Origin of the sequence: Aegicerativicinus sediminis, from assembly GCF_015476115.1 — a bacterium.
Lineage (GTDB): Bacteria > Bacteroidota > Bacteroidia > Flavobacteriales > Flavobacteriaceae > Aegicerativicinus > Aegicerativicinus sediminis.
In genome coordinates, this window is sequence record NZ_CP064295.1 from 513,972 (window position 1) to 528,536 (window position 14,565).

Annotated in this window: 13 protein-coding genes; 5 read left to right on the forward strand and 8 right to left on the reverse strand. The window is 37.6% G+C overall.

Annotated elements, in window-relative coordinates; translation table 11 throughout:
• Positions 1 to 129: 129 nt before the first annotated feature.
• Positions 130 to 2,622 carry a zinc-dependent metalloprotease gene (locus ISU00_RS02280; protein ID WP_228853707.1) on the forward strand — a complete coding sequence of 831 codons (2,493 nt, stop codon included), beginning with the start codon at positions 130 to 132 and terminating at the stop codon, positions 2,620 to 2,622.
• A gap of 280 nt (positions 2,623 to 2,902) precedes the next feature.
• Positions 2,903 to 3,373, forward strand: coding sequence for a Spy/CpxP family protein refolding chaperone (locus ISU00_RS02285; RefSeq protein ID WP_228852419.1), 471 nt, complete (start codon positions 2,903 to 2,905; stop codon positions 3,371 to 3,373).
• A gap of 58 nt (positions 3,374 to 3,431) precedes the next feature.
• On the opposite strand, the gene hemL is transcribed toward ISU00_RS02285, so the two are convergent.
• The 4 genes from hemL to ISU00_RS02305 are packed head-to-tail and all read right to left on the reverse strand — an operon-like array spanning position 3,432 to position 6,773.
• Entirely contained in the window at positions 3,432 to 4,721 is a 1,290-nt protein-coding gene (gene hemL, locus ISU00_RS02290; RefSeq protein ID WP_228852420.1) for a glutamate-1-semialdehyde 2,1-aminomutase, read from the reverse strand.
• Positions 4,721 to 5,542, reverse strand: a complete 822-nt coding sequence (locus tag ISU00_RS02295; RefSeq protein WP_228852421.1) for a glucosaminidase domain-containing protein — start codon at positions 5,540 to 5,542, stop codon at positions 4,721 to 4,723. The genes hemL and ISU00_RS02295 overlap by 1 nt, the downstream gene beginning before the upstream one ends.
• Positions 5,539 to 6,450, reverse strand: a complete 912-nt coding sequence (locus tag ISU00_RS02300; RefSeq protein WP_228852422.1) for a 1-aminocyclopropane-1-carboxylate deaminase/D-cysteine desulfhydrase — start codon at positions 6,448 to 6,450, stop codon at positions 5,539 to 5,541. The genes ISU00_RS02295 and ISU00_RS02300 overlap by 4 nt, the downstream gene beginning before the upstream one ends.
• Complete coding sequence (locus tag ISU00_RS02305; protein ID WP_228852423.1) at positions 6,450 to 6,773, reverse strand: hypothetical protein; 324 nt, start codon at positions 6,771 to 6,773, stop codon at positions 6,450 to 6,452. Before ISU00_RS02305 ends, ISU00_RS02300 begins: the two co-directional genes overlap by 1 nt.
• Before the next feature lie 92 nt (positions 6,774 to 6,865).
• Here ISU00_RS02305 and ISU00_RS02310 point away from each other — a divergent pair, with 92 nt between their 5' ends.
• The 3 genes from ISU00_RS02310 to ISU00_RS02320 all read left to right on the forward strand — a co-directional run bounded on the left by ISU00_RS02310 (position 6,866) and on the right by ISU00_RS02320 (position 9,526).
• A complete protein-coding gene (locus ISU00_RS02310; protein WP_228853708.1) occupies positions 6,866 to 7,033 on the forward strand; it encodes a DUF5522 domain-containing protein in 168 nt (55 codons plus the stop codon).
• Between the two features lie 160 nt (positions 7,034 to 7,193).
• Positions 7,194 to 7,727 carry a DUF4136 domain-containing protein gene (locus tag ISU00_RS02315; RefSeq protein ID WP_228852424.1) on the forward strand — a complete coding sequence of 178 codons (534 nt, stop codon included), beginning with the start codon at positions 7,194 to 7,196 and terminating at the stop codon, positions 7,725 to 7,727.
• Between the two features lie 131 nt (positions 7,728 to 7,858).
• Positions 7,859 to 9,526: a SulP family inorganic anion transporter gene (locus ISU00_RS02320; RefSeq protein ID WP_228852425.1), complete on the forward strand. Its 1,668-nt coding sequence runs from the start codon at positions 7,859 to 7,861 to the stop codon at positions 9,524 to 9,526.
• On the opposite strand, the gene ISU00_RS02325 is transcribed toward ISU00_RS02320, so the two are convergent.
• The 4 genes from ISU00_RS02325 to ISU00_RS02340 are packed head-to-tail and all read right to left on the reverse strand — an operon-like array spanning position 9,515 to position 14,561.
• Positions 9,515 to 11,584 (reverse strand): alpha-ketoacid dehydrogenase subunit alpha/beta, encoded by a 2,070-nt coding sequence (locus tag ISU00_RS02325; protein ID WP_228852426.1) that lies wholly within the window; start codon positions 11,582 to 11,584, stop codon positions 9,515 to 9,517. The two genes, ISU00_RS02320 and ISU00_RS02325, sit on opposite strands and share 12 nt — an antisense overlap.
• The gene (locus ISU00_RS02330) at positions 11,584 to 12,651 is read right to left on the reverse strand and encodes a branched-chain amino acid aminotransferase (protein ID WP_228852427.1); all 1,068 of its coding nucleotides are present in this window, start codon (positions 12,649 to 12,651) and stop codon (positions 11,584 to 11,586) included. Before ISU00_RS02330 ends, ISU00_RS02325 begins: the two co-directional genes overlap by 1 nt.
• 11 nt (positions 12,652 to 12,662) lie before the next feature.
• Positions 12,663 to 13,949, reverse strand: a complete 1,287-nt coding sequence (locus ISU00_RS02335; protein ID WP_228852428.1) for a dihydrolipoamide acetyltransferase family protein — start codon at positions 13,947 to 13,949, stop codon at positions 12,663 to 12,665.
• Positions 13,950 to 13,952: 3 nt separating this feature from the next.
• Positions 13,953 to 14,561 (reverse strand): acyltransferase, encoded by a 609-nt coding sequence (locus tag ISU00_RS02340; protein WP_228852429.1) that lies wholly within the window; start codon positions 14,559 to 14,561, stop codon positions 13,953 to 13,955.
• Between the last annotated feature and the right edge of the window lie 4 nt (positions 14,562 to 14,565).

A 14,565-nucleotide genomic window follows, 5' to 3' on the forward strand; every position in this document is an offset into this window, starting at 1 on the left:
TATAGGTTTGAGTTTGTTTGTGAATGAACCAATTTAAATAAGTTAAAAATACCTTAAAAAAAGTTTCAGATTTGCTAATACCTTAGGGTATTAATTAAATTCACCGTCTTAACTACAAATAAAACTTTTATTGTGAAAAACATTACCATAAGACTTGCATTTGCGCTCTTAGCAGTGTTCTCTATTTCATGTAACACTGCTAAAAAAGCTGGTGCCAAAAAACCTGAAGGCACTCAGACCGAAGCGAAAAAACCAGGCAAGGATGACATTCAACCCTATGCCAAAGTAATTACCAAAGACGCAGTATCAGATGAAGGACTTTTTAAAGTTCATAAAATCGATGAGAGGTTTTTTTATGAGATTCCAGATAGCCTTTTTGAAAGAGAAATGCTTATGGTTACAAGAATCGCAAAAACTGCAAGTGGCTTAGGCTTTGGCGGCGGTAAACAAAATGAACAAGTTTTAAGGTGGCAAAAACGAGACAAAAAAGTTGTGCTTAGAGTGGTTTCCCACAATGTTACAGCTTCTGATTCTTTGCCTATCCATGAAGCAGTTGTAAATTCCAACTTCGAACCTGTACTTTATACATTTCCTATTAAGGCATTTAGTAAAGACAGCACTGCAACTGTAATTGAAGTTACTCCACTTTTTGAAAATGATATCAAACCACTTGGCCTTCCACAGCGTAGTAGAGAAGGTTTAAAGGTTTCGAGAATGGAATCTAATCAATCTTATATTGAAAGCATTAAAAGTTATCCATTGAATATTGAAACAAGGCACGTAAAAACCTATGCCTCTGGCAGACCTCCCTCTAATTCAAGTACTGGGACGGTATCTTTGGAATTGAACAATTCTATGATTCTTCTTCCTAAAGTACCCATGAAGCGTCGTTATTTTGATGAGCGAGTAGGTTGGTTTACCTCTTCTACTACAGATTATGGATTGGAAGATCAGCGTAGCCGTTCACTCACCTACCTTGACAGATGGAGACTTGAGGTGAAGCCAGAAGACATGGAAAAATTCAAAAGAGGTGAATTGGTTGAACCTAAAAAACAGATTGTTTATTATATAGACCGTGCAACTCCTGAAAAATGGAGAAAATATATAAAACAAGGTATTGAGGATTGGCAGGTTGCATTTGAAGCTGCAGGTTTTAAAAATGCAATTATTGCTAAAGATCCGCCAACTGTTGAAGAAGACCCAGATTGGACTCCAGAGGATGTTCGTTATTCTGTGGTACGTTATTTAGCATCTCCAATACCTAATGCCAATGGTCCACACGTAACTGACCCGCGTTCTGGTGAAATTTTAGAAAGCGATATCAATTGGTACCATAATGTAATGTCTCTTTTACGTGGTTGGTTCTTTGTTCAAACTGCTGCGATCAACCCAGATGCACAAAGTCCGGAGTTTAAGGATGAAGTAATGGGACGCTTAATTCGCTTTGTATCTTCTCATGAAGTAGGGCACACTCTTGGATTACCTCATAATATGGGAAGTAGTGTAGCCTACCCTGTTGAGAAACTTAGAGACGCTGCCTTTACCCAAAAGTATGGAACAGCACCTTCCATCATGGATTATGCACGTTTCAATTATGTTGCCCAGCCAGGTGATGAGGGTGTGGCATTAATGCCAAATATTGGCGTATACGATAAATATGCCATTAAGTGGGGTTATCGCCCAATTCCTGAAGCTACAACGGTTGAACAGGAGAACAAGATTTTAGACAGCTGGATAATGGAACATGCCGGAGATCCGATGTATCGTTTCGGTCATCAACAAGCTGGAGAGGTTGTAGACCCAAGTTCACAAACCGAAGATTTAGGAGACGATGCGATTCTAGCGTCAGAATATGGTATTAAGAACCTTAAAAGGATCGTCCCTAATCTGATTAAATGGACAACCGAACCAGGAAAAGATTACGAGGATTTAGATGAAATGTACGGTCATGTTATTTCTCAATTTAACCGATACATGGGTCATGTTTCTAACAATGTTGGTGGAGTTTACGAATATTATAAAACAGCTGATCAGGAAGGTGCTGTCTATACCCCAGTTCCTAAAGATCATCAAAAAAATGCATTACAATTTGTTATAGATAATTTGTTTGAAACACCTGAATGGTTAATCGATAAGGATATTTTCAATAGAATTGAATATTCTGGTTCAGTTGAAAGAATTAGAAGCCTACAGGTTCGAAGCTTAAACAATATACTCAGTTTAGGTAAAATGGCAAGAATGATCGAAAATCAAACCTTAAACGGCAGAGAAGCTTATGCCTTAACCGATATGATGGAGGATTTACGTTCAGGAATTTGGACTGAATTAAGAACAGGAAGGTCTATAGATACTTACAGAAGAAACCTTCAAAGAGCTTATATTGATAGGCTAGCATATTTAATGACTGCTGGTAACCAACAGGCTCCTACTGGAAGTGCTTATGCAAAAGGAACCACGGTAAATACAAGTCAATCTGATATTCGCGCTATTGCAAGGGCTGAGTTGGTTCAACTTCAACGATCAATTAGAAGCGGATTGTCTAGAACAGGAGACAACCTAAGCAGAATTCATTTACAAGATGCTTTAGAACGCATCGATCTAATCCTGAATCCTGTGAAATAATATAGTTTTAGTTTAATACCTAAAAAGGGTGACCAAATTAAAAAATGGCCACCCTTTTTTAATTTAATTCAATTTTAACCCAATGATTGTTTCTGTAAAAAAAGCCAATTTTTTTCTAGATGTGCCAGTTCGTCTTTACACTATAATCAAATGATCACTCTAATTTTTCATCATTTTTAGAATGGAGAACTTTCAGTTAATATTTGTTAAAATCTGAATTTGAATTAAACCTCACCGCATTCTAACTGTCTTAAGACTATAAACATTAATCTAAAAACAAATGAAAAAAATATTAATAATTGGGATTGCTCTCTTAGCCCTTCAAGTTAGCGCCCAAGAAAAGAAAGATCGAAAAAGAGGAGAAATGAGAATGGAGCGCATGGATAAAATGAAAAACATGACTCCTGAGGAACGTGCAGAATTGGCTACTGACCGTATGACTAAAGCTTTAGAACTTACCACCGAACAACAGGCAAAAGTAAAGGCACTCCATCTAAAACAAGCTGAAAAACAGCAAAAAATGATGGCTGAAAGAAAAGCTGCTAGAAAAGTTGCTGAAGCTGAAAGACCAACAAAAGAGCAAATGCAAGCTTTTAGACAAGAGCGTATGAATGCTAGGGAAGAAATGAAAACTGAACTAAAAGGTATCTTAACGGAAACTCAATTTAATAAATGGGAAACTCACCAAGATAGAATGAGAGAACGAGGTGATAAAATGAGAAAACGAAGAAATCCTGAAGGAAGAAAATAATCCCCCATTTACTTCTATATATATCCGAAAACCGTCAAATTATTGGCGGTTTTCATTTTTACAACGTTTGCAAAACCTTGTTGCTAGCCTCAATTGTTTTGTCTAAATCTTCATATGTTAAAGCATCGCATATAAACCAGGTTTCAAAAGCACTTGGAGCGATATAAATTCCGTTTGCTAACATACCATGGAAATATTTTTTAAAATACTCATTATTAGCATTGGCAGAAGTTTCAAAATCGATTACTGGTTTCTCATTAAAATGAACCGAAAGCATTGAACCAAGTTGATTAATAGTGTATGGCAAACCACTTTCCTTCAAACCATCATCAATACCCTTTCGCAAATATTCAGTTTTTTCGTCAAGACGTTTAAAGATATCCGTATCGGCTTCCAAAGATTTTAGCATTGCAAGACCAGCAGCCATTGCCAATGGATTACCACTAAGTGTACCTGCTTGATAAACTTTTCCCAATGGAGCCAAATGCTCCATAATTTCATTTCGTGCGGCAAAAGCTCCAACAGGCATTCCACCTCCGATAACTTTGCCGAAACAGAGAATGTCAGCATTTACACCAAAGCGCTCTTGAGCCCCACCTTTAGCTAGCCTGAATCCAGTCATTACCTCATCAAAAATTAAAAGGATATTGTTTTTATCGCATAAACGTCTTAATCCTTCCAAAAAGCCATCTCCAGGTGGAATACAACCCATATTTCCTGCCACCGGTTCCAAAATAATACAAGCAATCTCACCAATATTTGAAGAAATAATTTCTTCCACATGCTCCAAATCATTATACCTAGCCAATAAGGTATCCATTGCTGTACCCTGGGTAACACCCGGGCTATTTGGACTGCCAAATGTTACTGCGCCACTTCCAGCTTGTATTAAAAAGGAATCGCTATGGCCATGGTAACATCCAGCAAATTTGATAATTTTCGAACGGCCTGTATAACCTCTTGCCAAACGAACAGCACTCATACAAGCTTCAGTGCCAGAATTAACAAAACGGATTTTATCAATATTAGGAACCATATTTATGGCCAATTGGGCGATTTCTGTCTCAATTTCAGTAGGCATACCAAATGAGGTGCCCTTTTTAGCCATTTCGATTATAGCATCGATTACAGGAGGATATGCATGACCCAGAATCATTGGACCCCATGAATTGATATAGTCTATAAATCGGTTGCCGTCAGCATCAAAGACATAGGGGCCTTTGGCCCTATCGGCAAAAATTGGTGTTCCGCCAACTGCCTTAAAAGCCCTAACTGGAGAATTTACGCCACCGGGTAGAACCTTCAATGCATCCGCAAATAAGGCACTACTTCGTTGATATAATTTCATTATTTATTTGTTCTAATAATTAAAACTTGCCCTATGGATAAGTTGGTTCCATTTATGGCATTAAGTGTTTGTATGTCTTGAACCGTTACACCATAACGTCTAGAAATTGAATAAAGAGTATCCCCTTTTTCAACTGTATGTCTATCTGGTTCCACAATAACGGTTTGGAAATCTCGACCAAGGACCATACTATCAAATTGGTTGAGTTGATATCGCTCTATAAGGCCAATTAATTTTTCGGGATACTTTCTATCTGTTGCATAACCAGCCGCCCTTAATCCTTTCGCCCATCCTTTATAATCACTCTTTTTAAGTTTGAACAGGTCTGAATAGCGACCTCGGTTGGACAAAAAAATTGAATGATCTTCAAAAGATCTATGTGGGTGATCATATTTTCTGAAACATTCCTGTTTACGATCATCATCGTGATAGATTTTTTCTCCCGTCCAATCATGACATTTAATACCAAAATGATTGTTTGCCTCAATGGAAAGACGACCGCGACCTGATCCTGATTCTAAAATTCCTTGAGCCAATGTAATACTCGCCGGAATACCGTAGCGTCTCATTTCTTCCATTGCAATACCCCTATAAGTAGCGATATATTCTTCAACAGTTGAGGTGTAAGATTTCTTGGTAATAGCTACAGTCGGCTTAGATTCTGAAGAAATCTGCACAGAAGGTTGCCCTACGGTACCTTCTATTTTTGCAACTCTCTCCGTATAGTTACGCTGCTTATTTTTTTTGGTGACAACACCGTGCTTGGACTTACATCCTACAAAAATGGTGCATACTAAAATTACAATGAGGGTCCTTTTCATACTTCCAACAATGGTAAATTTTTCTTTTTTAAAACTTCATTCATTCCAACAATACCTTGCAATCCACCTGTATGAATTCCTAAAATGTTGCTACCCTCCGGAAAATAACCTTTCGAAATCAGGTCGTAAATTCCGAAAAACATTTTACCTGTATATATAGGATCAAGTGGAATATCGGTTTCTTTCTTGAATGTGTTAATAAATCGAATTAATTCAGTATTTATTTTTCCATAACCACCAAAATGGTAATCCTGGATGAGCTTCCAATTGGTCGCTTGAGCAAATTTAGCAATATCATCTCGGAGGAAATCCCCTTTTAATGAGGAAAATCCAAGAACTTGTTGACGAGGTTTTGAACAATTAACAATTCCAGCCACGGTTCCACCTGTACCAACAGAACAACAAATATGTGTGAATCGATTGGTTGAATCGTCCAAAATTTCCTCACATCCTTTTATTGCCAATTCATTTGTCCCACCTTCAGGGATCAAATAAAAATCCCCAAATTCATCCCGTAATTTAGAAATGAATAAATCCGAAGATTTTAATCTATATTCAGATCTTATGATGAATTTTAACTGCATACCAGCATCAACAGCCAATTGCAAAGTATGATTTAAATTTTGGGCTTCTAATTCTTCTCCCCTTATAACCCCGATTGTTTTAAACCCATTGAACTTTCCAGCAAAAGCTACAGCAGCAACATGATTAGAAAAAGCTCCGCCGAAGGTAACCAGGGTATTCTTCCCCCGTTTTGATGCAGCTTCAAGATTGTATTTTAATTTTCGATATTTATTACCTGAAATTTGTGGATGTATTAAATCTTCTCTTTTAATTGTCAAGGTAATGCCCTTGCTATTACTTAATGGAATATCAATTAGAACACTACGCTTTGGATCAGGTTTCATTACAGAAAATTCAAAAATCCCCAAAATTTTCGATTGGCTAGATAGGAAAAATCATTTTCGTTTTCATAGCATTCCCTTTCAAAGGAAATATTTCGGTAGGCTAAGGTCTTGTCTCTAAACTTAAGATAGTTGATTACATATTCAATACCATACCAAATAAAAAAAGGTAGCACAAATAGTTCTAATTGCTGTCTTAAATGAATTTTTTCATGATTTATTAGGGCTTCGTCAAGGCAACATTCTTTCCATTTTAAAAACACGAATGGAAAAACAGTTAAAGCAGAATAACCTTTTGGCACAAGAAATTTAGATTGAATTCGCATGAACTTTAATAATCAAAATCAAGACCAAAGTTAATGCAATGAAAATAATGAAAGGGATTTTATTTCAATCGACAGCTTTATATCTTTGCAGCATGCACGAAAAGCCGAAAGTCGAGGAAGGAGATTTCTATATCACACCGGAAGGATATCGCTGTTTTACCGAACAATACCACTTAAAGCGCGGATATTGTTGTGAAAGTGGCTGTCGCCACTGCCCTTATGGATATAACACAAAACGAAACACTTATAATTCTAAATAAAATATAGTTTTTCTTTTTTAAAAAGCGAAACTAAAAGTCCAACAAACTTCAAATTGCTCAATAACCATAGGTAATCGGCATGATTGTTGAGGTATTAAATTTGGGTATACATCATTATCCAATATTTAGTAATTTCGTAATAACCCATTTAAAAAATCCTATGAAAAAACTATTCAAAATTTTACCGCTTGCCCTAATTGCCGTTTTCATGCTATCCTGCTCCAGTGTTCGCGTAGCAGCTGATTATGATAGGGCGGCAAATTTCGATCAATATAAATCTTTTGCATTTTACAAACCTGGCATTGATAAGGCAGAAATTAGTGATTTAGACAAAAGACGTATTCTAAGAGCCATTGAAAGCGAATTGCTTAAAAAAGGGTTTTCAAAATCTGAAAATCCAGATATGTTAGTAAGCCTATTTACCAAAGAACGCCAAAAAATAAATGTGTACAACAACGGTTGGGGTCCTTGGGGTTATGGATGGGGATGGGCTCCATTCTATTATGGAAACTACAGTAATGTTTCAACTGAAACGGAGGGTGTTCTATATATTGACCTAATTGATGCCAATAAAAAAGAACTTGTATGGCAAGGAATGGGAACTGGATACCTATCCAAAAATATGGATAAGAAAGAAGAGCGCATTAGAGAGTTTGTTGCAAAGATTATGGAAAAATATCCGCCACAACAATAACCTCTAATTCATATTCTAAGTTAAAAAGCACCAATATTGGTGCTTTTTTATTTGAAATACATTCCCGAATTCAATAATTTCATCCCTTTTATACAATTCCCTATCTTTGCCGGCTTTTAAAGGTGACACCAATGAATCTTAAAAGCTTATCCCTCTCTCGACTCACACAAAATCCAAAAAATGATATTTTATCTGGAATTACTGTAGCCTTAGCATTAGTGCCAGAGGCAGTCGCATTCGCTTTTGTGGCGGGTATTGATCCTTTAGTAGGACTTTATGGAGCCTTTATGATGGGGATTGTTACAGCTATTTTTGGCGGTCGACCTGGTATGATCTCTGGTGCCACTGGTGCAATGGCCGTTGTAATGGTACATCTCATCCAAAAGGGCAACGAAGTTGGATTAAACCTCTCTCAACCTGTAGAAAACCTCGGCCTTCAATGGCTATTCATAACCCTACTATTTGTTGGAATTATTCAAGCTGCAGCTGGGGTTTTTAAACTAGGGAAATTTGTACGACTTATTCCCCATCCCGTAATGCTTGGGTTTGTAAATGGCTTAGCAATTGTCATATTTCTTTCTCAATTAGGCATGTTCAAAGAAAGAGTAAATGGGGTAAGCCAATTTAAAGAAGGGATAGATTTGTGGCTAATGATTGGTTTAGTTGGCTTAACCATGTTTATAATGTACGTCCTCCCTAAAATAACTAAAAAGATTCCTGCTGCCTTAACCGCAATAATAATCATCGCTGCGATAACCATTTTCGGTGATCTGGAGGTAAGCACCGTTGGAAGTTTTATTCGTGAGGGTGGAGGAAGCGGACTTAAAGGCAGCTTACCGAGTTTCCAAGCGCAAATATTTGGGCTATTAGAAACCATTAGCGGACATTGGGGAATGATCATTTCCACCGCATTCATATTGGCTGCAGTGGGTCTTATAGAATCTTTAATGACGCTAAATTTCATCGATGAACTAACAGACACAAGAGGAAATGGAAACAGGGAATGTATTGCTCAAGGAGGGGCCAATTTCCTGAACGGACTTTTTGGCGGCATGGGCGGTTGTGCTATGATTGGTCAGTCACTAATCAATATTAATTCTGGTGGGCTAGGCCGCCTGTCTGGCATTGTGGCGGCGGTACTCCTTCTCTGTTTTATACTTTTTGCAGCACCACTCATTGAACAAATTCCAATTGCAGCTTTGGTTGGTGTAATGTTTATGGTGGTTATAGGAACATTTGCATGGAGCAGTTTTAGAATTCTGAATAAAATTCCATTGTCGGATGCAATAGTTTTAATTGCGGTATCTGCCATTACGGTTTGGAAAGATTTGGCAATTGCTGTTTTTGCCGGTGTAATTATATCTGCTCTTGTTTTCGCTTGGAAAAATGCATTAATGATACGGGCAAGAAAACGATTCAGGGAGGATGGTACAAAAGTTTATGAAATTTGGGGGCCATTGTTTTTTGGATCCATACAGAATTTTACTGCAAAATTTGATGTTAAAAATGACCCTGATAAGGTTGAAATAGATTTTGTGGAATCGCGTGTAAGTGATCATTCTGCAGTTGAAGCTATATTCAATCTAGTAGAAAAATACCAAGCTGAAGGAAAATCTATCCACCTGAAACATTTAAGTGAAGACTGCAAAATTCTTTTGAAAAAGGCTAGCCCAAAATTTAAAGAAGTGATTATTGAAGACATAGATGATCCACGCTACCACTTAGCTGCAGATCCCGAAAAATTTCCAAAGCGACTTTCAACTTATAATTTTGAATTAACCGAACGTTCAGTACATTAAAAGTTCAGAAATCTTTTGCTGAACCTTTTCAGTTGAAGGAATCATCGTTTCTTCCAAAGTTGAATTTAATGGAATTGCCGGCATATTCTCACTACCAATTGTCATAACAGGTGCGTCTAAATACCTAAAACATTCCTCCTGAATTTTTCCCGCAAGGGCTTGTGCAAAACTATTATTGATGGATTCTTCAGTCACTACCAAGCATTTGCCCGTCTTTTTAACAGAATCAAAAATCGTCCGTTCATCTAAAGGATAAAGTGTCCTTAAATCAACTATTTCAATTTGGGACAGTAGCCCTAGGTTTTTTGACGCATTAATGGCCCAATGAACACCCATTCCGTAGGTTATTACACTAACTGTTTCCTCCAATTCTTGACCCCAAATTTCCTGCACAATATAAGCCCTCCCAAATGGCAAAACATAATCTTCATCAGGTACTTTAGAAGTCGCCATCTTGGTTCCAGGCACTTTACTCCAATACAATCCCTTATGCTCAAAAATAACCACTGGATTTGGGTCATAATATGCTGCTTTCAAAAGACCTTTTAAATCGGCCCCATTACTCGGATAAGCAATTTTAATTCCTCGAATGTTCGAGACTACTGATTCCACAGATGAAGAATGGTAGGGCCCACCACTCCCGTAAGCCCCAATTGGAACACGAAGAACCATACTCACCGGCCATTTGCCATTACTTAGATAACAACTTCTACTTACCTCTGTAAAAAGTTGATTGAGCCCCGGCCAAATATAATCCGCGAACTGAACTTCAACTATAGGTTTCAATCCAACCGCGCTCATCCCAACTGTACTTCCGACAATAAACGCCTCTTGAATTGGAGTATTGAAAACGCGCTCGTCTCCAAATTTTTGGGCCAAAGTGGCCGCTTCACGAAAAACTCCCCCCAATCTTCCTCCAACATCTTGGCCATACAACAAACACTCGGGATGTTTGCGCATAAGTTCCTCAACCGCAAAAAGGGCACAATCTACCATTACAGCTTCATCAGCCTGTTCAGGTTTACGAATGCCTTTTTCTTCCGTTATAGGTGTTGGTTCAAAATCATGAGTAAACAAATCTTCCGGACTTGGATTTTCTGCATTTTTTGCAGTCTTAAAATCTGATAAAACCTGCTCTATTGCTCTACCTTCAATAGCGTTCAATTCAGAATCAATAAACCCATTTTCCAATAAAAACTCTCGTAATTTTGGATATGGATCTTGTGTTTTCGCTTCGTCTAAATCGTCTCTGTACCATTCCATTCGCACGCCAGATGTATGATGGTTCAGCAATGGGACTTTGGCATGAACCAAAAATGGGCGACGCTCCTTCCTGATTTTATCAATTATTTTTGAAATTGAATTATAGCACTCTTCAAAATTTGTCCCATCGATACTAATTGCTTCCAAACCTTTAAAACCTTTTGCATAATCAAAAGCGGATTGCGCGCGTGTTTCCTTTTCGTTAGCTGAAATATCCCAACCATTGTCTTGAACTAAATACAAAATGGGTAATTTCTTTAAAACAGCCATTTGAAAAGCCTCCGACACCTCTCCTTCGGTAATTGAGGCATCTCCATACGAACAAACAGTTATTGGGGCTTTATCGGAGTTGTACAACGGATGATTTTCCAATAATTCTCCACCAACTTTTTCGATATAATTCATCCCCATTGCAACACCAGTCGCCGGAATAGCTTGCATTCCTGTGGCTGAAGATTGGTGTGGAATTTTGGGCTTATCGTCATCCTTTAAACTAGGGTGACAATAATAAGCTCTTCCACCCGAAAACGGATCGTCTCTTTTAGCTAGCAATTGTAGCATTAAATCATAGGGACGCATACCTATAGAAAGCAACATACTATCATCCCTATAATAAGGAAAAACATAGTCTTGAGGTAACAATTGCAGGCCTACCGCAATTTGAATAACCTCATGTCCACGAGATGTGGCATGTACATATTTAGAAACTTCCTTAAAATTTTCCTCATATAGTTCAGTCATTGCCTTTGCCGTGCAAAGCAACTCAAAACTCTTTTTCAGAAGGGATTTTTCCATCAAACCAAAGCTTCATTAACTTCAACAACCCAGTTGAATTTATCTTCTATTTTCCCTGTTTTTATTTGGTGTAACTTTTCTTTTATATTTTTTGCCACAGGATTGTCTTCAGACAACTTTAAATAGTCATTTCCAATAGCAATACCTTCAATAAAGGTAATGCCTACTGCCGTACCGGTGCCAAAAGCTTCTTTCAATTGCCCTGTAACATGAGCCTCTTTAATTTCATCAATTGAAATCAGTTTTTCTTTAATTCTATAACCTTCAGATCTTAATAATTGAATAACACTATCTCTGGTAATTCCAGCAAGTATAGACCCATCTAATTTTGGGGTGATAAAATCGTCACCAATCTGGAAGAATATATTCATTGTACCAACTTCCTGAATATACTTATGGTCATGGGCATCTAACCATAATACTTGATCATATCCTTCATTCTTTGCAATTTCTGTAGGTTTAATGGCTGCCGCATAATTACCTGCAGCTTTCGCTTCTCCCGTTCCTCCATGGGCCGCCCTAATATATTGTGGTTCTGCTTTAAGCTTAATTCGCTTTGAAAAAATTGGACTGGATGGGGAAGCTATTATTATAAATTTGAAGGAAGTAGCAGCACGCATCCCTATAAATGCCTCATCAGCAAACATAAACGGACGCAAATATAGGGCACTACCTTCATCAGTTGGTATCCAAGCCTGATCGGTTGCTACTAAATGCTTTAGACCTTCAACAAATAACTCTTCAGGAAAGCCAGGCATACCCATACGATCCGCACTTTTATTCAGGCGTTTAGCATTCATTTCCGGTCGAAATAAAATAGGTTGTCCCTCTAAATTTTTATAGGCTTTCATTCCTTCAAATATGGCCTGGCCATAATGTAAAGCCATAGCTGCCGGATGCGTTGGTACCAAATGCAATGGTTCTACCCGTGGATCATGCCAAGCTCCATCCTTATAATCACACACAAACATATGGTCCGTAAAAGTCTTTCCTAGAGGAATATTATTAAAATCGAGTTGATCGATTCTTGATTTTTTAACCAATTCAGTCGCTATTAAATATCGCATATCATTAATCATTAAATTGTTCTACTACTGTCAAAATTTTCGAGATTATCAGCAATTCGACGAAGGAAACTACCTCCCAAATATCCATCTACAGCACGATGATCGAAAGAGAGTGAGAGGTACATCATACTTCTAATCGCAATTTCATCCCCTCTATCTGATTCAATAACCTCAGGACGTTTCTTAATAATTCCTAAAGCTAATATGGCTACTTCTGGTTGGTTAATAATTGGAGTTCCCATTAGACTTCCAAATGTTCCAACGTTGGATATGGTGAATGTACTTCCCTTTACTTCTTCAGCGCTTAAAGAATTTGTTCTTGCTTTTTCAGAAAGCAAATTCACCTCAGATGCCAATATTTCAATAGGTTTTTCGCCTGTATTTTTAATTACTGGAACAATCAAATTTCCGGATGGAAGTGCTGTTGCCATACCAATATTTATGTATGGTTTCACAATTAAGGTAGTTCCATCAATTGAAGAATTGATATTCGGGAAATCCTTAATTGCTGCTGTTACCGCTTCTATAAATAATGGGGTAAACGTTAATTTTTCACCATACTTATTTTGAAAATCGTCTTTAACCTTATTTCGCCAAGCAACCAATTCGGTAACATCCGCCTCGACATAAGCCGTTACATGCGGAGAAGTATGTTTGGAATAAACCATATGGTCGGCTATCATCTGCCGCATACGATCCATCTCTACTCGCCTTCCCTCTCCTAAATCGAATTTTAAGTTAGGGATAGAAAATTGAGGCTTGGGACTTTCAGCAAATTTGTATGGGCGACCTTCTTCAATATAAGCAAACACATCACTTTTTCTGAGTCGGCCATCATTACCTGTGGATGGAATCCTACTCAATTCCTCAAAACTAATGCGGTGTTCTCTGGCTATAGAGAGAATCAATGGTGAGAAAAAAGTGTTGTTTGAAAGTCGAGCAACAGGAGGTTGCTCGACCTTCGAAACAGGATTTGAGTTAATTTGAATTATTGAATTTTCTTTTTCCTCTAATTTATCTTTACGATTCGATTCTTTCTTGGTTTCATTCCCTTCTTCTGAAGTTTCTATGATCGCGATAACCTGTCCAACCGGAACCACATCTTTAGATTTTGCTTGAAATTTAATAATTGAACCACTTACAGGTGCAGGAACTTCATTATCCACTTTGTCCGTTGCCACCTCAACTAAAATATCCCCTTTTGAAAAAGATTCGCCTTCAGAAACCAACCAATTAAGAATGGTTCCTTCAGAAATACTTTCACCCATTTTGGGCATTTTGAATTCAAATTGAGACATTAACTAATGTTTGTTAGTTTTATTAAAAAATTCTTTTAATGTGCTATAATATGAAGGCTGCATTTCTAAATCTTTGGGGATTTTCCTTAATGGTGCAACCTCATGTAAACTTTCCTTACAATCTTTTGGCAATTGTTGATACAATTCCGTCCCTTTTGTTTTCCATGCAATCATCTCATCAGTAACCTCTTTAATAATTTTGGCTGGATTACCCACCACCAAACTTCGTTTTGGTATAAGCATTTCGGCAGGGACAAATGCCATTGCTCCAATAATACTTTCATCTCCTACTTCGGAATCATCCATGATAACGGAATTCATTCCGATTAAACAGTTCCGACCCAAATTTGCACCATGAATAATCGCACCATGACCAATATGAGCACTCTCCTTTAAAACAATACTTTTCCCAGGAAACATATGCACGGTACAGTTTTCTTGTACGTTTACCCCATCCTCTATAACAATCTGACCCCAATCTCCACGAATTGCAGCACCTGGTCCGATGTAACAATTTTTTCCAATTATTACATTCCCGGTAACTGCAGCCAATGGATGCACAAAACTGCTTTCGTCAACAATGGGTATATAGCCTTTAAAACTGTAAATCATTTTA